General features: G+C 44.7%; 20 protein-coding genes. 8 read left to right on the forward strand and 12 right to left on the reverse strand.

Translation table 11 applies throughout. The features are described from left to right. Window positions 1-11 precede the first annotated feature (11 nt). Complete coding sequence (gene ade, locus WOA13_RS00380) at window positions 12-1,748, forward strand: adenine deaminase (protein ID WP_342126024.1); 1,737 nt, start codon at window positions 12-14, stop codon at window positions 1,746-1,748. Window positions 1,749-1,831: 83 nt separating this feature from the next. On the opposite strand, the gene WOA13_RS00385 is transcribed toward ade, so the two are convergent. Genes WOA13_RS00385 through mpgP form a run of 3 tightly spaced genes read right to left on the reverse strand, consistent with a single transcriptional unit; the run spans window position 1,832 to window position 4,444 of the window. Then, on the reverse strand, window positions 1,832-3,055 hold the full coding sequence (locus tag WOA13_RS00385) for a glycoside hydrolase family 15 protein (protein ID WP_342126025.1): 1,224 nt from the start codon (window positions 3,053-3,055) through the stop codon (window positions 1,832-1,834). A 5-nt stretch (window positions 3,056-3,060) separates the two neighbouring features. Next, a complete protein-coding gene (locus WOA13_RS00390; RefSeq protein ID WP_342126026.1) occupies window positions 3,061-3,591 on the reverse strand; it encodes a hypothetical protein in 531 nt (176 codons plus the stop codon). Between the two features lie 37 nt (window positions 3,592-3,628). After that, window positions 3,629-4,444 (reverse strand): mannosyl-3-phosphoglycerate phosphatase, encoded by an 816-nt coding sequence (mpgP, locus tag WOA13_RS00395; RefSeq protein ID WP_342126027.1) that lies wholly within the window; start codon window positions 4,442-4,444, stop codon window positions 3,629-3,631. A 236-nt stretch (window positions 4,445-4,680) separates the two neighbouring features. Between mpgP and gpgS the strand changes: the two genes are divergently transcribed. The 3 genes from gpgS (at window position 4,681) to WOA13_RS00410 (ending at window position 8,003) form a co-directional block, all read left to right on the forward strand. Then, entirely contained in the window at window positions 4,681-5,910 is a 1,230-nt protein-coding gene (gene gpgS, locus WOA13_RS00400) for a glucosyl-3-phosphoglycerate synthase (RefSeq protein ID WP_342126028.1), read from the forward strand. Window positions 5,911-6,087: 177 nt separating this feature from the next. Beyond that, window positions 6,088-7,263: a pyridoxal phosphate-dependent aminotransferase gene (locus WOA13_RS00405; RefSeq protein ID WP_342126029.1), complete on the forward strand. Its 1,176-nt coding sequence runs from the start codon at window positions 6,088-6,090 to the stop codon at window positions 7,261-7,263. A gap of 104 nt (window positions 7,264-7,367) precedes the next feature. Further along, window positions 7,368-8,003, forward strand: coding sequence for a CDGSH iron-sulfur domain-containing protein (locus tag WOA13_RS00410; RefSeq protein WP_342126030.1), 636 nt, complete (start codon window positions 7,368-7,370; stop codon window positions 8,001-8,003). 74 nt (window positions 8,004-8,077) lie between these two features. Here the strand turns inward: WOA13_RS00410 and WOA13_RS00415 are convergent, their stop codons facing one another. Continuing rightward, window positions 8,078-8,254 (reverse strand): 4Fe-4S binding protein, encoded by a 177-nt coding sequence (locus WOA13_RS00415; RefSeq protein WP_048205522.1) that lies wholly within the window; start codon window positions 8,252-8,254, stop codon window positions 8,078-8,080. Window positions 8,255-8,726: 472 nt separating this feature from the next. On the opposite strand from WOA13_RS00415, the gene WOA13_RS00420 reads away from it, so the two are divergent. After that, window positions 8,727-10,484, forward strand: coding sequence for a thiamine pyrophosphate-binding protein (locus WOA13_RS00420; RefSeq protein WP_342126031.1), 1,758 nt, complete (start codon window positions 8,727-8,729; stop codon window positions 10,482-10,484). A gap of 158 nt (window positions 10,485-10,642) precedes the next feature. Here WOA13_RS00420 and WOA13_RS00425 read toward each other — a convergent pair whose 3' ends face one another. From WOA13_RS00425 to WOA13_RS00460, 8 genes are all read right to left on the reverse strand, one after another. After that, window positions 10,643-11,056 (reverse strand): GNAT family N-acetyltransferase, encoded by a 414-nt coding sequence (locus WOA13_RS00425; protein WP_342126032.1) that lies wholly within the window; start codon window positions 11,054-11,056, stop codon window positions 10,643-10,645. A gap of 166 nt (window positions 11,057-11,222) precedes the next feature. Beyond that, entirely contained in the window at window positions 11,223-12,407 is a 1,185-nt protein-coding gene (locus WOA13_RS00430) for an argininosuccinate synthase (RefSeq protein WP_342126033.1), read from the reverse strand. 33 nt (window positions 12,408-12,440) lie between these two features. Then, a complete protein-coding gene (gene carB / locus WOA13_RS00435) occupies window positions 12,441-15,668 on the reverse strand; it encodes a carbamoyl-phosphate synthase large subunit (protein ID WP_342126034.1) in 3,228 nt (1,075 codons plus the stop codon). Beyond that, entirely contained in the window at window positions 15,668-16,765 is a 1,098-nt protein-coding gene (gene carA, locus WOA13_RS00440; RefSeq protein ID WP_342126035.1) for a glutamine-hydrolyzing carbamoyl-phosphate synthase small subunit, read from the reverse strand. Before carA ends, carB begins: the two co-directional genes overlap by 1 nt. 148 nt (window positions 16,766-16,913) lie before the next feature. After that, window positions 16,914-17,951, reverse strand: coding sequence for a TolB family protein (locus tag WOA13_RS00445; RefSeq protein ID WP_342126036.1), 1,038 nt, complete (start codon window positions 17,949-17,951; stop codon window positions 16,914-16,916). Window positions 17,952-17,999: 48 nt separating this feature from the next. After that, the gene (gatE, locus tag WOA13_RS00450) at window positions 18,000-19,901 is read right to left on the reverse strand and encodes a Glu-tRNA(Gln) amidotransferase subunit GatE (protein WP_342126037.1); all 1,902 of its coding nucleotides are present in this window, start codon (window positions 19,899-19,901) and stop codon (window positions 18,000-18,002) included. 434 nt (window positions 19,902-20,335) lie between these two features. Then, entirely contained in the window at window positions 20,336-20,872 is a 537-nt protein-coding gene (locus WOA13_RS00455) for an S-layer protein domain-containing protein (protein ID WP_342126038.1), read from the reverse strand. Between the two features lie 468 nt (window positions 20,873-21,340). Further along, window positions 21,341-22,774, reverse strand: coding sequence for a right-handed parallel beta-helix repeat-containing protein (locus WOA13_RS00460; protein ID WP_342126039.1), 1,434 nt, complete (start codon window positions 22,772-22,774; stop codon window positions 21,341-21,343). A 434-nt stretch (window positions 22,775-23,208) separates the two neighbouring features. Between WOA13_RS00460 and WOA13_RS00465 the strand changes: the two genes are divergently transcribed. The 3 genes from WOA13_RS00465 (at window position 23,209) to WOA13_RS00475 (ending at window position 26,655) form a co-directional block, all read left to right on the forward strand. After that, the gene (locus WOA13_RS00465) at window positions 23,209-23,385 is read left to right on the forward strand and encodes a hypothetical protein (RefSeq protein WP_342126040.1); all 177 of its coding nucleotides are present in this window, start codon (window positions 23,209-23,211) and stop codon (window positions 23,383-23,385) included. A 104-nt stretch (window positions 23,386-23,489) separates the two neighbouring features. Then, entirely contained in the window at window positions 23,490-23,639 is a 150-nt protein-coding gene (locus WOA13_RS00470; protein ID WP_342126041.1) for a hypothetical protein, read from the forward strand. Window positions 23,640-24,039: 400 nt separating this feature from the next. Then, complete coding sequence (locus WOA13_RS00475; protein WP_342126042.1) at window positions 24,040-26,655, forward strand: PEP/pyruvate-binding domain-containing protein; 2,616 nt, start codon at window positions 24,040-24,042, stop codon at window positions 26,653-26,655. The last annotated feature ends 95 nt before the right edge of the window (window positions 26,656-26,750 follow it).

Genomic DNA, 26,750 nt, shown 5'->3' on the forward strand with positions numbered 1-26,750 from the left:
AAAAACCTGTCATGGATATCAGGGACAGGATACTTGCAGCTACAGGTGCAGTAAAAGCAGATTCTATCTTTACCGGCGGTCGTATTGTTAACGTTAATACGAAAGAGATTCTTGACAGGGATATTGCTGTAAAGGACGGTTACATTGTAGGTATCGGAGATGTTTCCTGCCTGGAAGGCGAGGACACTCAACTGATCGATGTAAGTGGTCGCTACATCTCTCCGGGTCTTATCGACGGCCATGTTCATTTTGAATCCAGTATGGTTACCCTGAGCCAGTTCTCTGTACCTGCCCTTGAACACGGTACAACATCTGTTGTGATCGATCCTCATGAGATAGCCAATGTCCTTGGCAGGAAAGGCATCGAACTCGTGCTTGAAGAAGCGGCATCATTGCCATTGAATGCTTTTGTGGCGATCTCCTCATGTGTTCCCGCAACGGCCTTTGAAACTGCAGGTGCATCCATCAGTGCGGATGATATTGATTCCCTTATCAACAACGAGAATGTCGTTGGTCTTGGTGAGATGATGGATTATCCCGGTGTATTGGGGGGGGATGAGAACAAGCTATCCATGATAAGGGCTGCACTAAGGGACAGGCTCGTGGTCGATGGTCACTGTCCGGCAATTTCCGGGGAACAACTCTGGGGCTATATGGCAGCCGGAATTTCCACGGACCACGAATCCATTGAATATGAAGAGGCGCTGGAGAAACTGCGTCTTGGAATGAAGCTTATGATAAGGGAAGGGTCCGCAGCTAAATCCCTTGATCGATTCCTCCCACGGCTTATTGAGGAAGGCGTATCCCTTGAGAACGTTTTCTTCGTCACCGATGACAAGCATCCCTCCGACCTGATGAAAGGTTACATGGATGTGATCGTCAGGCGGGCCATAGCAATGGGACTCTCCCCGATGGATGCTATCTGCATGGCCAGCATCAATACTGCAAAGCATTATCACCTTGACAACATGGTTGGTTCCATTTCCATTGGCAGGAAGGCCGACCTGATCGTTCTTGAAGATCTTGATACGTTCAGCATAGATTCGGTCTATGCTGCAGGGAAGCCGGTAGAGGGCTTCATTCCTTCCTACGAATATCCTGATGCAGTTTTTAACACGGTACAATTCTCACAGGTCAGTGGATCAGACCTGCAGCTAAAAGCAGGTCCCGACAGTGATCAGAGGGTTTCAGTGATCAAGGTCCTGCCTGATCTGATCCTTACGGAAAAAGAAAGTGCCATCCTCTATTCGGATAGCAATGGGGTGCTGCTTCCGGACCTTGATAATGATATCCTGAGCGTTGCTGTGATCGAAAGGCATGGCAGAAGTGGTACCATAGGTCTTGGCTTCATCAAGGGAATAGGCATAAAGAATGGTGCTATCGGCCAGAGCATAGGCCATGACAGTCACAATGTTGTTGTGACCGGGGATAATCATTCGGACATGGCATTGTGTGCCAATACTATCCGTGAGATGAATGGCGGCATATGCATTGTCAGCGATGGAAAGGTAGCAGGAAAACTTGAACTTCCTTTTGCAGGATTGTTGAGTACTCTTCCGGTTGAAGAGGTCGAGGAACAACTGAACGAGCTTCACAGGTCAGTACAGAGCATAGGCTGTGACCTCCCGGCACCGTTTATAACTCACTCTTTCATAGCTCTCCCGGTGATCCCGTCCCTGAGGCTTACGGACATGGGTCTTTTTGATGTTGAGAAGTTTAGTCTTGTTTCTCCGATAGAAGATGAATAAGGCGAACAAATAAAAGATAAAGATAAAAAAGAAAATGAAGTAGAAAAAGGAGGTGGCTTCAGTATCACTCTCCCGATTCCATCTTATCCGAATTTTTCGACATAGTTCTTGTATGCCCTGATATACTCAGCATGAGGCCAGATCAGGGGTATTGTTACGTATGCCATTCCATCGTTCCATTTAGGATGGTTTCGCACGTTCTCGATCATGGTGAGCTTGCTGTCCCTGAGGATCTTTGCGTTGGTGTAGTCCTCATGCCAAATCTCAAACCTTTCGATGGTCGAAATATGCTCAGGTAACTGGTAGTTGTGTGCCATGTCAACCACCCAGCCCAGATACATCTCTGCCATGTCCTGGTCATCGATCTCAACATAGTGGTTTGCAAGCTGGCAGGTGAAGTGGCACCATGGGCCATATCCTCCGTTGTTCCTGTCCCACATTTCAGGATAGCGGTTCAGGCCGCCAATCTCCTTGTCCCAGAGCTTGTCGTGTATCCTTCTGACAGTATAGCGATTCTTGATGTCGTGCTGGTCGATGAGCCCGAAGTATGCAGGCGCGTATTCCACAACATCCACATCGATGACGCTTGAGGCAAAGGCATCATATCCGATAGGGTTGCTGCTTTTCTCTTTTACACGGATGCATTTGATGAATGAACGCCTGCGGGGGCTGTACATGCGGGTAAGGATGGCCTCCCTGATCTTTTCAGCTTCTGCTTCCCAGGTGGCAACGTCTTCCTCAAGAGCTTGTCCCATCTTTACTGCTGCTTCGATACCTGCACAGCAGGCGGAGTTGGCGTAGATCTCAAATCCATGTTCGTATGCTGGATACTCATGGATACTGTTCACGGTGTGGATAAGGTCTACCTCTTCGTTCTTGTTCATCAGTATGAACTCAACTGCTTTTTTGACAGTTTCCCAGTGCTTTTCCACAAAGGCCCTGTCTGCCATAGATTCAAAGAAGAGTCCTCCTGTTGCTTCGAAGTATTTTCCCATTGCATAGAGGACCAGTCCGTTTCCGTCGATCTGCAGGTCCTTATAGCTGGCATCATTTCCGTCAACATCATATCTCTGGGAAAATTCACCCAGCGGTTTTTGGGAATTCAATACAAACTCAAGCCCTCTTCGGGCCTCATCCAGCATTTCGGCATCAATACATCCAAGTATTGCCACCGAGTGGTCCCTGGGGTAGATGAAAGGATAACGTGTTCCCGGGGGACTTGCATAGAACCCTCCTTTTTCATGCTGGTTGTTTTTCAGGATCTTCACGCTGTTTTCGTATAGTTTTTCAGCTTCGATCAGATTCAAAGAATTCACTCCTTTTCAAGGTGGTTTATCTTGCAAACGTAATATCCTTTATCGAGAAATTTGTCAACTTCTTCTTTTGTCATATTTGCCTTTTCAAGGGCTTTCTCATTGTAGACTACATTGTTGGTTCGGGGGCATCTGGATCCGACGTTGAGGAGTTCAACACCTGCCAGTTCACCTCTTCGTCTTATGTAGCTGTGATGGAGTATACCTGTGACCGTTGTAAGTGCAGGGTATTCCCATCCGTCGTCTGCTTCCATCATCTGCTTGTTAGAAAGATTTACAAGCTCAATGAACTGTGAAGGTCTCTCTCCGTACATCTTTATAAAGTCAAGAAGCGTATTCGAGAACGGGCATACTGGTAAATAGTTGACCTCATCTTCACGGGCACCTTCAAATCCCGGACCTTCGATCTCAGCCAATTCTTCTCCGATCTCGCGTAACCACTCCAGTGCGTTCTGGGCTCCGTTCTTGTCCACCATTTTGATAATGCCTATCAAAAAGGCTCTTGAAATCAGATTCTCAATTCTTATCAATTCGTTTCCCCCTTACTTAATTATCATCGATTTGCCATTACCTGCCGATTATTTCATTGATCGCGTTGCCCCATCCGATGGGTCCGATTCCCTCTACCCGCTTTATCTTTGTATCAGTTATTGAAGGATCGTGCGAGCCTCCAGGTTTTTGTACAAGGACAGATATGTCCACAGATTCCAGCATTGGAAGGTCGTTTTGGCTGTCACCGAGACCGATGGTGGTAATGTCAGTGAACTGTTGCCTGTAGATGTCGGTAAGGATCCTGACAGCTTTGCCCTTATCATTGTTCCCGATAATATGCCAGTATCTTCCTCCCCTGGTGTAGTTATATCCTGCAGCACCGATCAGCTCTTTCATCTTCGAGGCCTTGTTTTCATCCTCGTCGATTATTCTGAACGCTTCATCATAGTCTCGCATTTTAGCAAGCTCTGCAGAGCGAATGTCAAGTCCGGTGTCCTTGCTGACCTCTTCAGTGGTCATTTTCCCGAAATTGATGATCTCAATGCCGGACCCTTTGCTGATTTCCATGAGTGTATCCTTCAATGCAGAATAGCCGGTCCCGAGCTCTATGACATCGTAGTTCCCGACCTTGTGGTCGAAATCGATGTCAATGTCAAAATACCCTTCCGGAACGAAGATACCTCCTCCGTTCTCTGATATGAAGGGATGGTGGCAGTCCAGCTCTTCAACATAAACTTCAAGTTCGGCCCGTGTTTTGCTGGTGCAAAATATGAGTGGTATTCCCTTTTGCTTTAACAGGTCAATTGCAGGTCTGGCTGCTTCGTATGAATAGCTATCATGGTCTACCAGAGTTCCGTCAAGGTCTGTAAATACGACATATGTCAAGATCATTCCCCCGCCGGCATTTAAAAAATATGTGACCCGCTGTTAAAATTTTAGGGAGCCGCTGCCGGTTTTACATTTCCCTTTCGTATAAAAGTTTATATTGAATGTTCTATATATAGGTATTCAGACTTATCATACAACGGGAATGGGGTAATGCATCGACAGTTGGGGGCATGCATTTCTTTGTCTGTTTGCCGGGCTATGAGCACTTTGTAGACCTATCAACGCTATCGGGGAGTTAGATGGATTTTTATCAGGAATACATTACAACAATTCATGATTTCAGTATTGATAAAGAAAGGCTCATCAAGAGGATCAACGAACTTAAGGGTCGCAGACCTGCATCACTTGTGATTCCTATTTTGTATGAGGAAGTTAACAATCCTCCTCTTAAGAATATAATTTCCAATCTTAATGAGGGTACGTGCGTTAATCAGGTTGTCGTTGCCCTTGCTGCTGAAAATGCAGAACAGTATATTCACGTGGTCGAATTTTTCAAGGAATTGAATGTACCTCACATTGTGGTCTGGTGTGACGGTCCAAGGATCCAGCATATCTTATTCACTATGAAAAAGATGGGAATTGACCTGACGTCCTATAAGGGTAAAGGAAAAGATGTCTGGATAGCTACTGGAATAGCAACTATTGACTCATATGCGATTGCCTATCACGATGCTGATATTGTAACTTATTCAAAGGATTTCCCTGCAAAACTCCTTTATCCTGTTGTTGAACCTGAACTCAACTTTTTCTTCAACAAGGGATATTATGCCAGGATCAATATGGAAAATAAGACCATGCATGGTCGTGTTTTCAGGCTTTTCATCCGTCCTTTGCTCGATACTATGCAAATGGATTCCAAAGCGGATATCCTGAGATATCTTCTTGCTTTCCGATACACCCTTGCAGGTGAATTCGCCATGACAAGCGACCTTGCGATGAACATACGCATCCCGGCTGACTGGGGTCTTGAGGTCGGGCTTCTTGCAGAGGTCTACAGGAACACGACAACTAAAAAGGTGTGCCAGACAGATCTTGGTTATTACGACCACAAGCATCAGGATGTAGGTTCCAACAGATCAGAAGGGCTTTGCAAAATGGTCGGTGATATTTTCACGACCTTTATGAGGATCGCAACGGAATCTACTGATAATAAAATTTCACCTTCTTATCTGCATGGCATCCACGTAAAGTACAAACGTCTCGGACAGGACCTGATAAGAAGGTATCATGCTGATGCCCTCTGTAATGGCCTTTGCTATAACAGGCACGAGGAAGAATTGTATGTTGACATGTTCGCACGTGTGATCAGGAGAGCAGGCGAGGATTACCTTGAGCATCCTTCAGACGTACTCATGCCTGACTGGACACGTGCCCTCTCAGCCATGCCGGACCTTCGTGAGCAGTTATATGAGGCCTGTGTTGCTGATGAAAAGGAATATTGCAGTGGACCAGTAAAAGGGGATGACTGACCGGATATTCCATCGCATGCAGGTATAACTGCATTTTCATTTTTACTTTTTTGATGGACTGGATGGCATCGATCCTGAATTTCTTTATCGATTGCATGTGCAATAAGTTACCCTTAAATAAAACTCAGGAACATATCAACTAAAAACGTAAGAACTCAGGATCAGGAGCCAATTAGAATGACCCATTTATCTACCTCTTCATCATTATCCCAAAGGTCTGTGAATATCCCTCCCTTCTATGTCATGGAAGTGCTTGAAAGCGCCCAGAAACTGGAAGCATCCGGCAGGGATATCGTCCATCTTGAGATCGGGGAACCGGACTTCCCAACAGCACCACATATCTGTGATGCAGCAAACCGGTCCCTTGCATCCTGCAACACCCGCTATACCCACAGCCAGGGTCTGCCTGAGCTGAGAAGTGCGATAGTGGACGATTACAACAACCGATTCGGTCTCGATCTGGTTCCCGAGCAGGTGCTTGTGACATCTGGAACAAGCCCTGCATTGATGCTGACCTTCATGGCATTGCTTGACCAGGGTGATAAATGTCTCCTGCCAAACCCGCATTATGCCTGCTACCCTAACTTTGTCAGCGCTCTTGGATGCCGATCGAACTTTGCATACACATCCGAAGAGAATGGCTTTGGCCTGACACCGGAACTTGTGTCCGAGAACCTTGACGCAGAGACCAGTGCAATCCTCATCAACAGTCCCTCAAATCCCACGGGCTACGTAATGTCATCAAAGGAGATGCAGGGAATAGCAGAAATAGCAGGATCGGAAGGTAATATACCTATAATTTCGGATGAGATCTACCAGGGTCTTATCTATGGCGGAAAAGACCACAGTATTCTGGAATATACTGACAATGCCTTTGTCCTTAATGGATTCTCCAAGAAGTACTGTATGACTGGCTGGCGGCTTGGATACCTTATCGCACCCCTCGATTGCATGAGGGTGCTGCAAAAGCTCCAGCAGAACTTCTTCATCTGTGCTAACAGCTTCGTTCAGGAAGCCGGGATCGCTGCACTTCGTGGACCTCAGGACCATGTTGACAAAATGGTGGAGACGTATGACGAACGCAGAAGGTACATGCTGAAGAGACTGAAAGGCATCGGTTTCAGGGTGGGGTATGAACCAATGGGAGCTTTCTATGTGCTTGCTGATGCCAGTGAGTTCGGAAACGATTCCCTTGAACTTAGCCGCACAATTCTTAATGAAGCAGGTGTGGCTGTCACGCCGGGAATTGATTTTGGAGATGGTGCTGAAGGTTATATCAGGTTCTCGTATGCGAACAATATCGAGAACATTGAGGAAGGTATGAAGAGGCTTGATGGTTTTCTGAATGGTTGATCTTCTGAAGGTTTAATAATTAACTTGAATTTAGTTGCAAAAACGGTTCCTGACAAAAATTAGAAATGTGATGCATTAATATTTCTTTTTACAGAGGTGTGTGAGTGGAGAAAGAAACCAGCCCTTCAATAAACGTATCAAAAAATGGACCATATATTGTGAAAGACCTTAAGACACTCAGGAATTCAAAGGGTGTTTTCATCGAGGTAAAACCTGTTATTGCACTTTGCAGATGTGGTGGGTCGGGGAATATGCCATTTTGTGATGGGACGCATTTAAAGAACGATTTTTCCGGGGAAAAAGAAAAAGACCGTATTCCCGATAGGGTTGATACTTACGTTGGGAAACATATTACCATTCATCGTAACAGGGACGTGTGTTCTCACGTAGGGCATTGTGTTCGTAATCTACCTTCTGTTTTCAAAAAGGGTGAAGAGCCCTGGGCAGACCCGGATGCTGCAGATCCCGAAGAGATAGCAGAACTGATCAGGACCTGTCCTTCTGGTGCGTTGAGTTATACTGTTAATGGAAAATTGTATAAGGATTATTCACATGGCCCGGAAATTTTTGTCCTGAAGGATGGACCTTACAATGTTACCGGAGTCACGCTTGATGACCCTGATGGTTCAGTACCTGAAACCCAGGACCATTATGCTCTCTGCAGATGCGGTAAATCCCGAAATAAACCATTCTGTGACGGCCGGCACTCCAGTGCTGAATTTAAGGACAGGAAGAATTGAAGCAACAGGCAGAACAGGAACTGGAAACGAAACTATTGAATATAAAAAATAGAAAATAAATGGAATAAACCTTCTTATTCCATTGAAATTGCTTCGGATGGACAGGAGTCCACACATATACCACATTCAGTGCATGCGTCAGCATCTACTACAGCGATGTTGTCGCCGTCCATTGAAATTGCTTCAGCTGGGCAATCATCTACACATACTCCGCATCCTACACATTCGTCCCTGTTAATTACAGCTACCATTATTATTTTCTCCTATTAAAGTTGGTTGAACTTGCATTAGTTGCAAATTTTACAATATACACATTAAGTGATGTTCGATAAAAATGTATCGAGTATCAAGGCAAAGTTTGCTCAATACCATGCTTATGAAGATCAGGGACACAAGGGTAAAATTTGGCAAGAAGCTCATTGAGGTAAACGTCTTTAATCAGAGAATTATCATGATGATTTATGCAGGAGCATTTGATCAAAGAAATAGTCGATTGCTAAATAGATTACGGCAAATCTTAAATAAAACCTAATCCATTTCGCTTTACAATGCTAAATTCTATCACTGACTACAATGTATTCAATTTACCTGTATCTGTAGTAGTGGTAGCTTTAGTAGCTTGAGCAAGAAAAAGAAACTTTCTGGCTCAAGTGGTTGTTTTTTGGTTATTATACTGATTAGTGTACCTCATGCCAGTTTGGTTTCTTTCTAAGGAGTTTAAATATGGAAGAAATGAACGGAGCAGAAGTTCTGATTAAATGCCTGGAAGACCTTGGTGTCAAACATATCTTTGGTTATACGGGAGCAGCAATACTTCCAGTGTTTCACGCTCTCAGACAGAGTGATATTGAGATAATTGTTAATTCCAATGAGCAGTCATCAGCATTTAGCGCAGCTGGTTATTCAAGGTCGAGCGATCAAGTCGGCATAGCTATGGTCACATCCGGACCTGCTATAACTAATACACTTACAAGTGTTGCTGATGCGTATAGTGATAGCATTCCTCTACTTGTATTTGCAGGTCAGGTCCCTGAGCACAAGATAGGAACCGATTCCTTTCAGCATATTAATGTCAAAGGTATTTTCGGAGATGTAACAAAGAAGGTCATACAACTGTCCAACGATGATGACATCGAATCCATAGTCAAGGATGCCTATTACTTTGCAAGATCTGGAAAACCCGGTCCTGTTGTCATAGATTTCCCTCTTGACAAACAGCAGAAGGTCCATTGTTACCAGAACATGGATGTCACAAAGTTCAGGGATAGTTATCATGACGACAGACATCTGAGTGAGAAACAATGCGAGGACTTTTTTAAACTGCTCCTCAATTCCAAAAGACCATTGCTCTATCTTGGAGGTGGACTGAACTCAGAGCATGGAAAGCAGACCATCAGGGAATTCAATGACCTTTTCGGGATACCTTCTGTCAATACACTCATGGCAAAAGGCACCGTTGATGAAAGGGATGATCTGAACCTGGGAATGCTGGGGATGTTCGGTACACCATATGCGAACATGCTTATCCAGGAGAACGATTTCTTTTTCGCGATCGGTGTTAGATGGGATGACAGGGTTGCGGAAAAGGTAGGATTTGCAATCGGGGCTGACATCGCCTATATCAATATTGACCCTGAGAAAATGCATCAGATAAAGATCGAACGTGAACCTAAATTCACATTCATAGGAGATGCTGCAACAGCTATCGATGACCTGCTTAACTATGCCAGGAATCACAAAATCTGCCTCGATATTCAGGAGTGGCAGAAGCGTGCAGCGTACCTGAAAAGATCATGGCCACTAGATCACAATCGGGAATCTGAATGTATGCAATCTGCCGAAGTAATGGCAAATCTTGCAGATTATGTTGATGAAAATACAAAGATAGCTACAGGTGTAGGCAACCACCAGATGCTTGCAGCACAGTACCTTCCTATGCAAATGGCAAAGTCTTTCATGACTTCCGGCTCCTTTGGAACAATGGGTTTTTGCCTGCCCACAGCGATCGGTATCCATTATGCGAACCCTTATTCAAGAGTTCTGGCTATCGATGGTGACGGCAGCCTTCGAATGAATCTTGGAGAGTTGCATACCATTGCATCATTGGAACTGCCGATCAAGATACTTATGCTGAACAACAATAGCGATGGAATGGTCCAGAACTTGCAAGACACAGAATATGAAGGTGTTCGCATAGGGACACAAAGACCAAAAGATGTTAATTTTGCAGATATTGCAAGTTCATTTGGCTTTACTTACGCAGAGAGGATAAGCAATAAAAATGATCTAAAAAAGAGCATTGAAGAATTCATGAATGCAGAAGGACCTTGTTTCCTGGAAGTTTGTACAGATCGGGAAGAGATCCTGTATCCGAAGGTCCCAGCAGGAGAATCTTATAAGGATATGATCCTGGGGCCATACATAAAACATGTTCCTGAAAACAAGTCTTCTCAGTTCCTTCCATCTCAGCATACTTCCTGAGGAATGAAGTTATTCTGGGTTAAGGGGATTGGTTGGCTCTTTCCAATCTCCTGCTTTTTGTATTATTTAGCACAATGTTTCCGGAAGGGAAAAGAGAATCCATGATAAAAAAGACATTTAGCACAGCATCACTTCGACTAAATTCTGGTAATATGTGTTTACATTATCCTGAACATCCCTGGTCCTTCAGATGGTCTTTCTGTGAATCCATAGCGCTCATAAAATCTGGAAAGACCTTTTGCAGACATTAATCCGACAAAAGTACCGGGGGAAGCATGTTCTTCTAGATAGTCCATAATTGTATCGATGATCTGTTTGCCCAGACCTTTCCCTTGGAATTCGGGTAAAACTATGATGTCCTGGACATAATAGTAAATTCCCATGTCTCCGATTACCCTGCCACATCCAATAACTTTGTTGTCTAAAACGACACAGACACAAAATAGTGAGTTGTTCAAACCGGTCTCGACTGCTTTTGGATCAGCTATTCTGTTCCATCCAACAGCTTCACGAAGTGTTTGATATTCTTCAACAGTTGGGATCTGCTCGATTAGTTTGTATTCTCGTTCCACTTACTATCATCTCGAAGGACAACTTGAACTATGTAACGTATAATCAGTAACAGTTGATAATATTAATTAAAAAGAACTGACGTTAAGGATCGAGTTGAATCAAATCAAGATCAATAACAGTAAAAAAAGAAGTTCGTATGCGACAACCGCATACGAGTAATTAATCTTAGTTTTGATCAACGAATTTCCTGAACAGGCGTGCCTGGAATCCGTGGTATTTTGCAAATCCTTCGGCGTCTTTCTGGTCGATGGTGGTTCCATCAAAGGATACAAGCTCCTCTGAGTAGAGTGCTGCAGGTGATGTTCTTGCAAGTATGGTAAGGCTTCCCTTGTACAGTTTCAGGGTGACAGTACCGTTTACACGTGTCTGTGTATTGTCGATGAATGCATTAAGGTCATCGTAGAGTGGTTCGTCCACAAGACCGTAGTATGCAAGTTCGGACCACTGTTCGTCCACCATTGCCTTGAACTTGAGCTCAGAGCGTGTGAGTACGAGTTTCTCGAGGTCCCTGTGTGCTGCAAGGAGTACGGTTGCTGCAGGGTGCTCGTAGTTCTCACGTGCCTTGAGTCCGAGGACACGGTCTTCGATCATGTCGGTACGTCCGACACCGTGTGTTCCTGCAATGACGTTGAGCTTTTCGATGAGCTCTACACCGCCCATCTTCTCACCGTCAAGTGAGACTGGCACACCGTTCTCGAAACCGATCACGATGGTCTGGGCATCAGGTGAGTCCTCTGGTGAAGCTGTCCACTTGTAGATCTCCTCAGGTGGGATGTATCCGGGGTCTTCGAGCTTTCCACCCTCGATGCTTCTGCTCCAGATGTTCTCGTCAACGCTCCATGGCTTTGCAGTTGTGACACCTACTGGAATGCCGTGTTCTTTTGCGTACTCGATCTCCCATTCACGGGTCAGGTTCATCTCCCTCATTGGTGCGATGACATCCATGTCAGTGAGCCTGAACACTGCCTCGAAACGAAGCTGGTCGTTGCCTTTACCGGTACATCCGTGTGCCAGTGCAACAGCTCCTTCCTGCTCAGCGATCTCTACGACCTTTTTTGCGATGAGTGGGCGTGCGATGGATGTTCCCATCACATAGCCTTCGTAGTCTCCATTGGCCCTGATAAGAGGGAAGATGTAGTCGTTCACGAACTCCTCGCGAACATCAAGTGTGAAATGGAGGTCACTGATCTTCTTTGCCTTCTCTTCTGCCTGAGTGACATCTTCCTTTGGCTGTCCTACATCGACTGCCACTGTTATGACTTCATCATATCCGTATTCTTCTTTGAGGAGCGGGATACAAATAGATGTGTCCAGTCCTCCGGAATAAGCAAGTACTACTTTCTTTGACATGTTGATTCGTTCCGTTTCTCTGTATTATGATAATTAGTCCCTGATGATATCCTTGTGATAGTCATTGATGGACTTGATAGTAAGATCTCCCTTCTTCATGGAGACAATTGCATCAGCTGCTGCCTTTGCTGCCTGGATGGTGGTGATGTACGGCACCTTGAAATCCACTGCTGCACGGCGGATGTGGTATCCGTCCTTTCGTGACTGCCTTCCTGTTGGGGTGTTCACGATCAGTGCGACCTCGTCCCTGCGCATCATGTCGATAACGTTCGGGCTGCCTTCGTGTACTTTCATCACTGCTTCCATGTTGATGCCTTTCTCGGCAAGGTAGTTCACAGTTCCTTTGGTACCGATCAGCTTAAGTCCTGCATCCTGCAGCTTGCGTGCGGTCTCAACAAAGGCTTCCTTGTCGTTCCTCCTGATGGACAGGAAGACATAGCCGCTTAGTGGCAGGATGTTGTCAGCGCTGAGCTGTGCCTTGAAGAAAGCACGTCCGAAGTCATAGTCAATTCCCATGACCTCTCCGGTACTCTTCATCTCAGGACTGAGCACAGGGTCTGCACCTGGCAGTTTGTCGAATGGGAGCAATACTTCCTTGACGGAGTAGTGTTCCACATGTGTCTCATCGTGGTTTGCATATCCAAGGTCATCAAGTGTATGGCCGATAATGACCTGTGCAGCGATCTTGGCAAGTGGAACTCCCACAGCCTTTGATACGAATGGTATTGTTCGGCTGGAACGTGGATTTGCTTCAAGCACATAGACCTTGCCGTTCTGCTCTGCCATCTGGATGTTGATAAGTCCCTTAACGTTGAGCGCAAGTGCGATCTTGCGGGTGTAATCACGTACTGTTGCCAGTGTTTCCTCGGAGAGTGAATATGGTGGGATCACACATGCAGAGTCACCGGAGTGAACACCTGCTTCTTCGATGTGCTCCATAATAGCGCCGATAAGCACGTCCTTTCCGTCACACACAGCATCCACATCGATCTCCACAGCTCCCTCAAGGAAGTCGTCGATAAGGATCGGGTGTTCAGGGGATACACGAACTGCTTCCCTCATGTAACGTTCAAGATCGGCCTGCTCATAGACGATCTCCATTGCACGTCCGCCGAGAACGTATGATGGCCTGACAAGTACAGGATATCCGATGCGTGTTGCGATCGCAATAGCATCTTCCTGGGATGTTGCATAACCTGCTTCAGGCTGTGCAACGCCAAGCTTGCTCATCATTACATTGAATTTCTCCCTGTCCTCTGCCATATCGATATCCTCAGGTAATGTTCCGAGGATTATCGTATCGATGTCATCACGGCGGTCGAGTTCCTTCTGAAGAGGCATTGCGAGGTTCACAGATGTCTGTCCACCGAACTGGACAAGCACACCGTATGGTTTCTCACGATCGATGATGTTCATGACGTCCTCAAGTGTCAGAGGCTCGAAGAACAGCTTGTCGGATGTATCGTAGTCAGTTGATACCGTCTCAGGGTTGTTGTTGATGATATGTGCTTCAAGGCCTTCCTCACGGATGGCTGTGACAGCATGGACGGTACAATAATCGAACTCGATACCCTGACCGATGCGTATAGGACCTGCACCAAGGATCAGGATCTTCTTCCTGTCTGTTGGCTGGTCTTCGCACATGGTCTCATAGCATGAATAATAGTAAGGTGTCTCTGCAGCGAATTCCGCAGCACAGGTATCTACCATCTTGTAGGTGGTATTGACGTTCTCACGGCGGAGGTCATTGATCTCCTCACGGGTCTTGCCTGTAAGCTCTGCGATCCTGTCATCGGTGAATCCCATCTGCTTGGCAGCCCGGAGCATGTCAATGTCCGGCTCACCTGCGAACATCTTGTTCTCAAGATCGTTCTCCATCTCGACGATGTTGTTGATCTTAGTTACAAAGAATATATCATAGCCTGATAGTTCTGAGACCTCTTCAATGCTCATTCCGTTCTTCAGTGCATCGAAGATAACGAAAAGCCTCTCACTGGTAGGTGTTTTCAGAAGTGTTCTGGCTTCTGCCTCTTCCCATGTATTGCTTCCGAACTTCATGTCGATATCAAGGGAACGTACCGCTTTCTGGAGTGATTCTTCAATGGTACGTCCTATGGACATTACCTCACCGGTACTTTTCATGGCAGTTGTAAGTGTCTTGTCAGCGGTTACGAACTTGTCGAAAGGCCACCTCGGGATCTTTGTTACCACGTAGTCGATTGTAGGCTCAAAGGAAGCAGGTGTTTTCTTGGTTACATCGTTAAGGATCTGGTCCAGTGTCATGCCGATAGCGATCTTGGCTGTTACCCTGGCAATTGGGTAACCGGTTGCTTTTGATGCAAGGGCCGATGACCTTGAAACACGTGGGTTGACCTCTACGATCCTGTATTCGCCATCTTTTGCAGCGAACTGGATGTTACATCCACCTTCGATTCCGAGAGCACGTATGATCTTGATAGCTGCTGTTCTCAGCATCTGGTGCTCAATATCGTTCAGTGTCTGGGATGGTGTTACCACAATTGATTCACCGGTGTGTACTCCCATTGGGTCAAGGTTCTCCATGTTACAGATGACAATACATGTGTCATTGGAGTCACGCATGACTTCGTATTCGAATTCCTTCCATCCGAGCACACTCTCTTCAATGAGGACCTGGTTGATCCTACTTCGGCGAAGTCCTCTTTCGCTGATCTCGAGGAGCTGTTCTCTTGTGTATGCGATACCGCCACCGGCACCACCAAGGGTGTATGCAGGTCGGATGATAAGTGGAAGTCCGAGTTCATCAATGAGCGCTTCAGCTTCTTTCAGTGAAGAGACTGCCACGCTTCTTGGCACTTTCTCACCGATTTCATACATCTTCTGCTTGAAAAGTTCACGGTCCTCGGTGTTCTTAATGGCTTCAAGGGACGTTCCAAGCAGTTCGACATTGAACTTTTCGAAAACTCCCATATCAGCAAGTTCACTTGTGATGTTCAGTCCGGTCTGACCACCAATACCTGCAATGATCCCGTCCGGTCGTTCCTTTTCGATGATCTTGGCAATGATCTTTGCCTCGATAGGCTCGATGTAGACCGCATCTGCTGTTTCAGGGTCTGTCATGATGGTTGCCGGGTTGGAGTTAACGAGAACGACCTCATATCCTTCTTCCCTGAGTGACCTGCAGGCCTGGCTTCCTGAGAAATCGAATTCTGCAGCCTGTCCGATCATGATCGGTCCGGAACCGATAAGCAGGATCTTCTTAATATCTGTTCGTTTTGTCATTATACCCTGCCTCCCATAGCCTTCATGACCTTTCCAAAGAATATCTTTTCAGTGTCCCTTGGTCCGGCATTGGCTTCCGGATGGTACTGGACACTGAAGATGTCAAGATCGTTGTGTTCGATACCTTCTACTGTATTATCGTTAGTGTTGATCTGTGTCACATTCACATCGGTGCCGTCAAAAGAGTCTCCATCCACAGCAAAACCGTGGTTCTGTGATGTAATGTGGACAATTCCGGATTCCAGGTCCTTTACAGGCTGGTTTGCTCCGCGGTGTCCAAACTTAAGTTTATATGTATCTGCTCCAAGTGCCCTTGAGATGACCTGGTGGCCAAGGCAGATACCTGAGATAGGCATACTTCCTGCCAGGTCCTTTACGACATTGATAGCATTCTGTGCGTTCTGAGGATCTCCAGGACCGTTGGAAAGGAAAAGCAGGTCAGGGTTGTATTCCTCGATCACAGATGTAGGTGTGCTGGCTGGTACTACTGTGACATCAACACCCCTGTTCAAGAGGCTTATTGAGATGTTCTTCTTCATACCAAGATCAAAGAGCACAACATGTTTTTTATCACCTGTCTTGACCTTACTTTCTATTGTGTAAGGTTCCTTGCAGGTGACCCTTGAGATAAGGTCAAGGGTTGAGATATCAGGCTGTTCCCTTGCAAGCCTGACAGCTTCCTCACCATCGTCGCTGCCGTTTATCAGCGCAGCACGCATGGTACCATGTTCCCTGGTACCTATGGTGAGCATACGTGTGTCAATTCCGGAGATTCCCGGCTTGCCTTCGTCTTCCATCAATTTGTAAATATTACGTGTTGACAGGTGGTGACTTGGGGAAGGGCAGGCTTCCCTTACAACAAGCCCTTCGGCCTTTACGCCGTCGGACTGGAAGGTCTCATCATTGACTCCATAATTCCCTATTAAAGGGTACGTGAACATTAATATCTGACCAGCGTATGAAGGGTCGGTGAGTGACTCCTCATATCCTGTGTACTGGGTAGTAAAAACAAGTTCTCCGCAAACGATACCTTCGGCACCAAAACCAGTACCTTTTAAAATTGTTCCATCTTCTAATCCTATTACTGCAGACATCATCCGAACCTGCGAATACATGTCATGAATAGGCTATAAGCGTTACGATGGATTCTATGCATTTTGAAATAACTGTAATTTGAAGGACTCTCGTCTATATAATTCTAGGATAATATAAGATAATAATAAAAAAAGAAATATCAAAGGACTGTCAGTCCAGTCCTTTCAGGAAGTTCCTTAGGAAGAATAACATTGTCACTACAGACATTGCAAACAGTATTACAAGTGTTCTTAGTGGTGATTCCAGTACAAATTCCTCAATTTCTTTTATGATATCTAATTTCTCTTCTTCAACTATGAGTTCCTTGTCCTGCCCCAGTTCTATTGGACTGTTGGTATCTGAAAGTGTTATCGTCCAGATATTGAAGTCACCGCCTTCATTGGATGCAAATGCGAGTTTATCGCCTTCAGGGCTCCAGGCTGGATGCGTCTGGCTGGAATTATCAAATGTGATCTGCTCTATACCCAAATTATCAGAGTTCATTACCCACAGGTCAAAATTCCCTGATCTGTCCGATACAAATGCTATCTTTGTACCATCCGGACTGAACACCGGGTGTGTGTTCTCAAAAGCATCATCCCTGAGGACAACAGGAACACTGCCATCAATGCCAACTTTCCAGATGTTGCCTCCCAGTGAATACACCAGCACCTTACCATCAGGTGACCATGCCGGAGCTCCCTCATCGGAACTGGAATCTGTAATCTGCCTGTTGCTACTGCCATCAGGGTTCATTACCCAGATGTCATAGTTTCCTGCAGCTTTTGAAAGATATGCTATCTTTGTCCCGTCAGGGCTCATAACAGGAGCTCTCTTGTCAGTAGTGGAATCTGCTACCTGAAAGCTATTGCTCTTTTCCGCAACCTCTACCATGCGGATACTGACAAAGTTGGAAGAGAATGGCTGGACATGCTCCGTAGCAAAATAGATGAACTTCCCATCTGCGCTGAAAGAAGGTTCTCCTTCCCAGGCAATGGTATCATAGATCCTTGTCTGTTCAGAACCGTCAGCATTCATGAACCAGATTGCCTGCTCTGAAGAATAAGTAATGAGCTGTCCGTCCGGACTCCATGCAGGCGCTCTCTGGTTGACCTCAAAGGTAAGTTGCTCTGTCTCTTCTACTGTTACAGCACTAACAAGAGTAGCTGATATCAGTAGAAGTGACGCGATCAATGCAATCTTTAACACCAATGTCCCCGTGTAATTCCTTCCGCCAATCATAATATCTATAAGACATTATGTATTAATTTGCTCATTAATCTTTTGTTTCAGGAGTTCGCTAAGTACCTTTCCGTCAACTTTTCCGCGGAATTCTCCCATGACAACTCCCATGAGTGGACCAACGGCTCCCATTCCTTTTTCTGCTACAAATTCCTGCCTTTCGGAGACTACCTTTGCTATGAATGCCTCGATTTCGGAGGTATCTATGGCTGTCAGGCCGAGTTCTTCCAGACTGTCCCTGATATTGGCCTTAGGTTTCTTTGCAACATGGCGTAGGATCTGTTCTATACCTTCCTTGGCGACATCACCGGATGATACTATCTCGAAGGTCTCTTTGAAATGCTCATCATTGATGTTGGTAACATCAACGCCATCACGCTTGAGTTCAGGCACAAGTCCTGTTATCGTTGTAACGATAAGGGTTGCAGTAACGGTCTTGTCATCGCTGAAACTGTCCATCAGTTCCTCGAAGAGAGGGAGGTGTTGTGAATATGCGATCTTTTCTGCAAGTTCCTCGTTGAGTCCGTAGTCTTTGCTAAACCTCTTTGCCCTCTCGGTCAGAAGTTCAGGGATCTCGATAGCCTCAAAATACTCCTTTCCAATTTCTACCTGTGGGACATCGGTCTCAGGGTACATCCTTGATGCGCCCGGAAGCGGTCTCATGTATGCACTGTTACCATCAGGAAGTGCACGCCTTGTTTCTTCAGGAACGAACTCAAGGGCTTCCTGTGCACGGATCAGTACACTTTCCATGGCACCGCGTGCACGTTTTTCCTTGTCAGCTACCATTACGACAGCATCGCCTTCCTTTGCACCAACGAAGTCACGCAATGATGCGACCTCTTCTTCGGTTATACCATAATTGGGTAGTTCATCGGTGTGGAATATACCGCCTACGCCTGAGGTCTTCGCACGGTCGGAGAATTCAGTACCTAGGCGTCTTCCGGGCTGTACTTCCATGCCCACATGTCCTGCGAATCCGGTCAGAAGGACTGCCAGTACCTTTCCCTTCTTGAGTGCTTTCTTTATGACCTTTGATTCTGTTCCCTTGAAAAGGTCTGTCACGTCAAAGATCTCATCATGGACGCTTGCACTCCTTTCCAGAAGGGACCTGCGTATCTCAAGCAGGTTTACCTGTCTCTCAGCTTCCCTTTCAACAATGGTCTCTATAAGGTCCAGTGCCTGGACACCCTTGATCTCCACACGTGCTCCTTCTGCAATGGAGATATTAACATCCTGCCTGATGGTACCCAGTCCCCTTTTCACCTTTCCGGTGGAACGGAGTAACATTCCGATATTTGCAGCCGTTTCTCTTGCATGTGCCGGTGTGATTATGTCAGGTGCTGTTCCGATCTCTACCAGTGGTATACCAAGCCTGTCAAGGGAATAAATGATGGAATCGCCTTGATCCTCTATTTTCTGTGCAGCTTCTTCTTCCACACAGAGGACATCAACGCCCACGGGTCCTTCGGACGTATCGAGGTGTCCGCCTCCGGCGAGGAAAGCAGTTCTCTGGAATCCGCTGGTGTTTGACCCGTCCACAACGATCTTTCGCATGACGTGGAGTTGCTCGACCGGGATCATGTGAAGCAGTTTTGCAATGGACAATGCGATATCAAGTGATTCCTGGTTTAGTTCACGCGGTGGTTCCTCATCGTTCTCCACAAGGCAGGTGGTGTCGTATGCCTTATAGATGTACTTCCTGTTGACCTTTGTCTGCTCAAGCGCAGCCCTGTCGGTCTCTCCCATCTCACTTGCAGTGGGACGCAGGTAACGGAAAAATTCAAAGTTCGACTCATCCGTGTCCCGTATCTTAGTAGGGCATTTACAGAAAAGTTTCTCTTTTGAGTCCAGTTGCTGATGGATCTCAAGTCCGCATTTCAATCCAAGTTCACGGTAGTCGATCTTTTCGCTCATAGAAGTATCACCAATTACTCTGTCACAATCTAGACAACAAAACGTGTTAGCCGTTATAAAAGTATTGTTTGCTATCCGTTCACTGGAATGTATTATAACATTTTGTATTTTGTTCCATGACCTGAGCATCCTCTTTATTTCTTATAATCTTCCTCCTGATAGGGCTTGCCCATAAAGTCCCTTACTTTGTGGTCAACTACCTTACTTTATAGTCAAGTTGCCTACATTGTGGTCAAATCGCATGTCGGTAAGCTATTTCCGACTATTAAACGGACAGAAAATCATTACTTGGTTGTAAATGTGCGATATTAAAATTTCATCAATATTGCTGCTTTGTCCGAAAAATAGGGTATTTATCGGACAACCGCACGAATTTTCGGACAAAATTATGAATATTCGGACAAAGCGTGATATTGAGGGCAAGTTCCAAGGTATCAAAAAGGTGGTATGGGAGATTCCCATTCTTCACAATCTAAAATGACGTAATATTCAGGAGATTCCAATCTTGGTACTTCCTCTTCTGGAATCGGGGATGGGAAACTAATGTGAACTACAGCCACATTGCTTTTGTTATACTGAAATATATACTTTAAATTGGCTTTATACACCAATGATTCATTTTCCTTGGAAACGCAAATATCCCAGGTCGGATCCACCAATGAAGCTGATAGATATTCATCATCAATCACCCTACCGTTTTCCGATAACTCTATCAGTACCTCTTCATTTATCCCATCGATATGTTTTACCGTGAGTTCATGGTCATCGGAAAGCTTGATAACATCCCCATTTCGTAAAGAATATGTGGCACCAAAACAATCCCCAACCACGATACCACGCTCGGATAAATTTTCATCCACGAGTTCTTCTCCCATCTGCTCATCTATGTGGACCTCATCCATGGTTTCTCCCGTGTCATTTTCAACACCATCTTCAGGAAAAACGTGTATTTGGGTAGAGATTACTACCAATAACAAAACCACAATCAAACAAACCAATACAACTTGCTTAATTCTCATTTGCATCTATAACAACTCCCCAATATTGACAATATATTTTAGTTGGAAGTATATGAATACATCGGACAAATATGTTAACTGTGTGAGTATAGATGTTGAACCAATAGCGCATTTGCTTAAAAAATGTAGACTATAAGAGTGGGAGCTAACGGATCTTTGTCAACTGGATATGATTCTGGTTTGGTGATCCCCATGGGAAAACATCAACAACTTTGCATCTATTTGAATCATTTTTCGGTCAAAAATACGTTTTTTCGGACAAATTGATTTTTCGGACAAAGTTGCAATATTGCGCTTTGTCTGAAAAATAGAACACTTATTGGACAACAGCATGAATTTTCGGACAAAAAGTAAAAAACGCCAATCTCCCTTGTTTTAACTGTCACCTTCTCTACAGTTTTTAATTAAGCCCGACACACCTCATTCTCTTCTTATAAACATAAATGCGATTCCCAACATGATCATTGTCAGCACGGAACCGATAAAAGGCATCTCAGTAATTCCCCTATCGTTGATGTAGTTGATACCAATGTTATTTTCAGAAACATTTGCAACGAGACCTTTTCCATTGTCGAATAGATGATTTCCACTCACCGTGTTGTTATTGCTGGAATCTTCAAGGAACTTGCAATATTTGAAATCATGTGTTACGATATCGGTATTCACAGTTTTGTTATTGGATTGATTGAGATTGATACCGTGATAGTCGTTCAAGTTTGCAGTATTATTAATAATGGTGTTGAATGTGGAAGACTTCAGGTATATCCCATGTACTTTGTTCGAGTTTGCAGTGTTTCCCTCGATGCTGTTGTTGCTGGTTTCATTCAGATAGATGCCATATTGTTCGTTCGAATTTGCAGTATTATTGATCAATGAGTTATGGTCGCTGTAATAATACAACAGGATTCCGTGCTCATTATTCGAAGCAGTGTTGTTTCCCAGATAATTGCCCCAGGAAAAATCATTAAGATAGATTCCATGTTCACCGTTTGAATTTGCTGTGTTGCCTTCCAGCACGTTGTAATGAGAAGAATCAAGGTAGATACCGTCACGTTTGTTGAAGTTTGCAGTGTTATTTATAAGTGTGAGATTTGAGGCTTCTCTAATGTAGATACCATGTTCGTTGTCCGAAGCTCTGTTATTGATAAACGTATTGTCGTTGCTATAAAAGTGCAAAACAATAGCAATCCCGTTGTTCGAAATGTTGTTATTGTTAAATGTGTTATTAGAGCCTCCATACATAAGGATGCCTCCTTCATTGTTCAGTACAGCATTATTACTCAGTTCGCTGTTGTTGGAACTCGACAAAAAGATGGCGATACGGTTGCCTGACGCAGTATTATTACTCAGTACATTATTGCTGGATCCCTCCAAAAAGACACCTATGCTATTGTTGAACAATCGGTTGTTAGTAATAATACAACCTTGGACCTCAGTATCCTTTACGGGAACAAATACAGGAACTCCATCAAGATATATTCCATAGGCAGGACTGTTTTTTTCAGTGCTATTGGCACCTGTTATGTTAAATCCGCTGATTGTTACGTTATTTGCAGTCACATGAAATACAGAATCATTTGAGTCTGCGGCTTGAACAGCCGTATCATCTGGATTTCCAGATTCCGCAACTATTGCTAACTCTTTGTTTACATCAACGTTTTCTGAATACTTCCCAGGATAAACAAAGATCGTATCACCATTATTTGCAGCGTCGATGGCTGCCTGTATGGTAGTATAATCTACAGTCCCACTATCGCCGACAATAATCGTATCTGCCGCAGCACTACCTGTGGCCATAGTCAAAAAACCAATTGTCATTGCAATGTAAAATATGTGACATGATTTCATTTGCATCTATTACAACTCCCCAACATCGGCAATATATTTCAATTAGAAGTAGATAAATACATCGGGCAAAAATGTTAACTGTGTGAATATAGATGGTGAACCAATATCCGTATTTGCTTAAAAAATGTAGAATATAAGAGTGGGAGCTAACGGACCTTTGTCAACTGGCTGTGATCCTGGCTAGGTAATCTCCATGGGAAAACGTCAACAACTTTGCATCTATTTGAATCATTTTTCGGACAAAAATGTGGATTTTCAGTCACGTCATAAAAACAGGGCTACAGCTGTTGCAATTTTCATTTATGAATATCAATATGCGGAGGATTTTCTACATTTAATGTAACGAAACATACCAATTATTTTTTATATTACAGAATATAATTTTGCATATGTAAAGAAAAATCCATTTCAAAGAAGAAATTCCATCGTGGGAGTAATTAATGAACATCAAAAATTTAGTAATTCCAATCATAATATCTTCAGTAATAATCATTGCTACAACTGGAGTATTGTATTTTAAAGATGCATTAAAAATAATAATTGGTAGCCCATTGACGTTTCTGATTGAGACTTTGGGATTATTTCTTCTGGCACTAGCTCCTATTATACATGGTTGATTACAAGGAATAAGATCGGATCCGTTATGATTGGAGTGATACCTGTTATCGGATTTTACCTCTATTTCAATTTGAGTTCGATCATATCGGGAGACTTTACCAGTATGGATACTCTTGTTTATTTTGGAGTCCTTGCTATCCTTGGTGGTTTGGAAGGTTATTTTGCAGCAATAGAAAAAATAGAGTACAACCTTTTGGCAGTATGCTGTTTTCTGTTATGGGTAGTATTCTTTTTAAGAGGATTTATTGATTAAACCCAGAATTATGCTGTTTACCTAAAAATCCAGTCCTTAGATGGAGAGTATATACCTTCAAATGTGGCAATGATTTCCCAAGTTGAAATCCGTTTTAGACTAATCCCTCATCCACCAAACTGGATTGATGTTGACAGGCAATGAAACCACTGAATAACAATAATAACATGAATTTTCGGTCAAAAATACGATTTTTTCGGACTAAATGAATAGTTCAATCCATAAACTGTTGCCGCACATATGACAGAGAGAATTTATAGTCAAAATTTGACTTTATGGTCAAACGTACTACTTTGTGGTCAAGTAGCGTAGTTTGTGGTCAAGAGGACTTTATGGGCAAGCCCCTCCTGATAGAAAATTACTTATTGCAGTACTCAGAAATATTTTTCCGGGTACTATAATGGATAAAAGAATAGCGAGCAGCGGATTAGAGGGACTCGACGAACTGCTTCAGAACCTATGGTATGGTGACAACGTTGTCTGGCAGGTTGACGACCTTGAGGATTACATCTTCTTTGCAGAGAAGTTCATGGACAATGCGATAGAAGAGGGGCACAGGTGTGTCTATATCAGATTTGCTCCCCACAGGCTGATCCTGGAACCAACTAAGGGGTTGGATATCGTCGAAGTCGATCCCGCAAAGGGTTTTGATTATTTCAGTACTGAGGTCCACAGGATCATTGAGAGCTATGGTCGTGAGGTATTCTACGTATTCGATAACCTTTCAACACTGGTTGTTGAATGGGCAACAGACGAATTGCTTGCGAATTTCTTTAAGGCCACATGTCCCTATCTTTATGAGCTTGACACGGTAACGTATTTTGCACTTACAAAAGGAAGGCATGGCCATCAGGCGGTAGCAGCTATAAGGGAGACCACGCAGTTGCTCCTGAACTTCTACCATGTGGAAGGCAATGCATACATCCATCCGCTAAAGGTGTATGGCCGTTATTCAAGCCAGATGTTCCTCCCCCATCTCATGCAGGAGGACGAGTGGGTCCCATTGTTCAACAGCGGAGAAGCGGCATCAGTCTCCGGAGGGAAAGACCGCCACATATTGGATCCGGGGGTAAGCAGCATAGCTCCCTGGGACACGATCTATAGCAAGGCGTTGCAGTATCAAATGCTCTATGAGGAAGGTAAGATCCCTCTGCAGGAAATGATGGCGCTCAAAAGTGAACTATGCCGTATGATCATAGGTGACAGGCCACGGTTCAGGGAACTCGCCGAGAAATATTTCGATATCGATGACCTGCTCTATATCAGGGAAAGGATCATCGGTTCCGGGATGATCGGTGGCAAAAGTGTCGGAATGTTGCTTTCAAGGAACATTGTTCTCAAGGAAGATGACACTGGCGAGTTCGCAAAGATCATGGAGCCTCATGATTCATTCTACATCGGTTCCGATGTTTTCTTTACATTCCTCATCAACAACGACCTCTTTCGTCTGAAGATCGACCTTTCAAATGGCTACCGGCTCTCAAAGGAGGAGTTCCGGGAGGTCGAACAACGTTTCCTTGAGGGAACATTCCCTGCTGATATTATGGAGCAGTTCCGCAGTATGCTGGATTATTTCGGTCAGGCTCCTATAATCGTCAGGTCAAGCAGCCTGCTGGAAGACAATTTCGGCAATGCATTTGCAGGAAAGTACCGGAGCGAGTTCTGCACGAACCAGGGAGACCCTGAGGAAAGACTGGCTGCTTTCCTGGAAGCCGTCAAACTGGTCTATGCCAGTGCTCTTGATCCGGATGCGCTGATCTACCGCAAGGTACATGGCCTTGATAATACTGATGAGCAGATGGCAATCCTTGTACAGCGTGTATCAGGTACTCACTACAAGAACTACTTCTTCCCGGCTCTGGCAGGTGTGACATTCTCCAGGAACCTATTTGCCTGGAGTGAGCAGATCGATCCGAACAAAGGTATGATACGTCTGGTGTTCGGACTTGGTACGCGGGCCGTGGACCGTGTTGATCGGGATTATCCACGTATCGTCTCGGTAAGCCATCCCCAACTGAGGCCTGAGAGGGGTCGCCAGATCGCCAGGTATTCCCAGATAGAGGTGGACCTGCTGGACCTTGAAAGGAACGAGTTTAGGACGGTTCCCGTTTCCACATTGCTTAAGGATTTTGATTATCCCAGGCTGAGAATGTATACTTCTCTACTGAAGGATGACTATCTCAGGGACCCTGTCACAAACTTCATATCAGCCTCCGATGGGAAGCCTGTACTTACTTTCAATAATCTGATATCCAAAACAAAGTTCGTTGAGATCATCGGTAATGCCATCCAGACCATCGAAAAAGCATATGGTCAGCCTGTGGATGTGGAATTCACTGCATTTATCGGCAAGTCGAACAACATCAAGCTTAACATCCTCCAGTGCAGGCCGATGAAGATCCCCGGAAAGGTGGAATCACTTTCAGTGCCTGCTGACCTTAGTTCGGATGAAATATTGTTCAAGTCTTCAAAGACCATTTGCGGAGGGGTTGTTCCTGATATCCGTTATATCGTCTATGTGGATCCTGTTATATATTCTACAGATATTGATTTTGAAAAGAAGCAATCCCTTGGAAGGATAATCGGTCATCTGAACGAAAAGCTGGGTAAAGAGGGGGAGGAGTTCATCCTCATGGGACCTGGAAGGTGGGGTAGCAGTAACCTTGAACTTGGTGTCAACGTGACATATTCGGAGATACGAAACACGTCCGTGCTCATCGAGGTAGCAAGGCAGACCACCGAGCACAGGCCTGATGTTTCCTATGGTACCCATTTCTTCCTGGATCTTGTCGAGGAAGAGATCATCTACCTGCCTTTGTATCCTGACGAGCCTGAATCTCAGTTCAATGAGAGGTTCTTTGAGAGATCAGCAAATTCATTCTCAGATGTCCTTCCTGAATACGATAGTTTCAGCGATATAATAAAACTGATCGATGTTCCTGCTGTTACAGGTGCTCATGCATGTGTGTCGGCAGATCCGGAGAAGCAGGATGCTATCTGTTTCCTGAAAAAATGACTGAAAACTTGTGAATGAATGAATGAATGAATGAATGAATGAAAAGCGAAAGTTGAAAGGGGAAAATCCCGGAGTTTTCCAGTTTTCCCTTTCTT

Source organism: Methanococcoides sp. LMO-2, from assembly GCF_038432375.1.
Classification (GTDB): domain Archaea; phylum Halobacteriota; class Methanosarcinia; order Methanosarcinales; family Methanosarcinaceae; genus Methanococcoides; species Methanococcoides cohabitans.

What these genes read in the sequence shown, in the direction of transcription:
- WOA13_RS00470 (WP_342126041.1), top strand. Translation starts at nt 23,490, where the DNA reads ATGGATACTCTTGTTTATTTTGGAGTCCTTGCTATCCTTGGTGGTTTG.
- WOA13_RS00405 (WP_342126029.1), top strand. Translation starts at nt 6,088, where the DNA reads ATGACCCATTTATCTACCTCTTCATCATTATCCCAAAGGTCTGTGAAT.
- WOA13_RS00420 (WP_342126031.1), top strand. Translation starts at nt 8,727, where the DNA reads ATGGAAGAAATGAACGGAGCAGAAGTTCTGATTAAATGCCTGGAAGAC.
- gpgS (WP_342126028.1), top strand. Translation starts at nt 4,681, where the DNA reads ATGGATTTTTATCAGGAATACATTACAACAATTCATGATTTCAGTATT.
- mpgP (WP_342126027.1), bottom strand. Translation starts at nt 4,444, where the DNA reads ATGATCTTGACATATGTCGTATTTACAGACCTTGACGGAACTCTGGTA.
- ade (WP_342126024.1), top strand. Translation starts at nt 12, where the DNA reads ATGGATATCAGGGACAGGATACTTGCAGCTACAGGTGCAGTAAAAGCA.
- WOA13_RS00415 (WP_048205522.1), bottom strand. Translation starts at nt 8,254, where the DNA reads ATGGTAGCTGTAATTAACAGGGACGAATGTGTAGGATGCGGAGTATGT.
- WOA13_RS00460 (WP_342126039.1), bottom strand. Translation starts at nt 22,774, where the DNA reads ATGCAAATGAAATCATGTCACATATTTTACATTGCAATGACAATTGGT.
- carB (WP_342126034.1), bottom strand. Translation starts at nt 15,668, where the DNA reads ATGACAAAACGAACAGATATTAAGAAGATCCTGCTTATCGGTTCCGGA.
- WOA13_RS00475 (WP_342126042.1), top strand. Translation starts at nt 24,040, where the DNA reads ATGGATAAAAGAATAGCGAGCAGCGGATTAGAGGGACTCGACGAACTG.
- gatE (WP_342126037.1), bottom strand. Translation starts at nt 19,901, where the DNA reads ATGAGCGAAAAGATCGACTACCGTGAACTTGGATTGAAATGCGGACTT.
- WOA13_RS00465 (WP_342126040.1), top strand. Translation starts at nt 23,209, where the DNA reads ATGAACATCAAAAATTTAGTAATTCCAATCATAATATCTTCAGTAATA.
- carA (WP_342126035.1), bottom strand. Translation starts at nt 16,765, where the DNA reads ATGATGTCTGCAGTAATAGGATTAGAAGATGGAACAATTTTAAAAGGT.
- WOA13_RS00430 (WP_342126033.1), bottom strand. Translation starts at nt 12,407, where the DNA reads ATGTCAAAGAAAGTAGTACTTGCTTATTCCGGAGGACTGGACACATCT.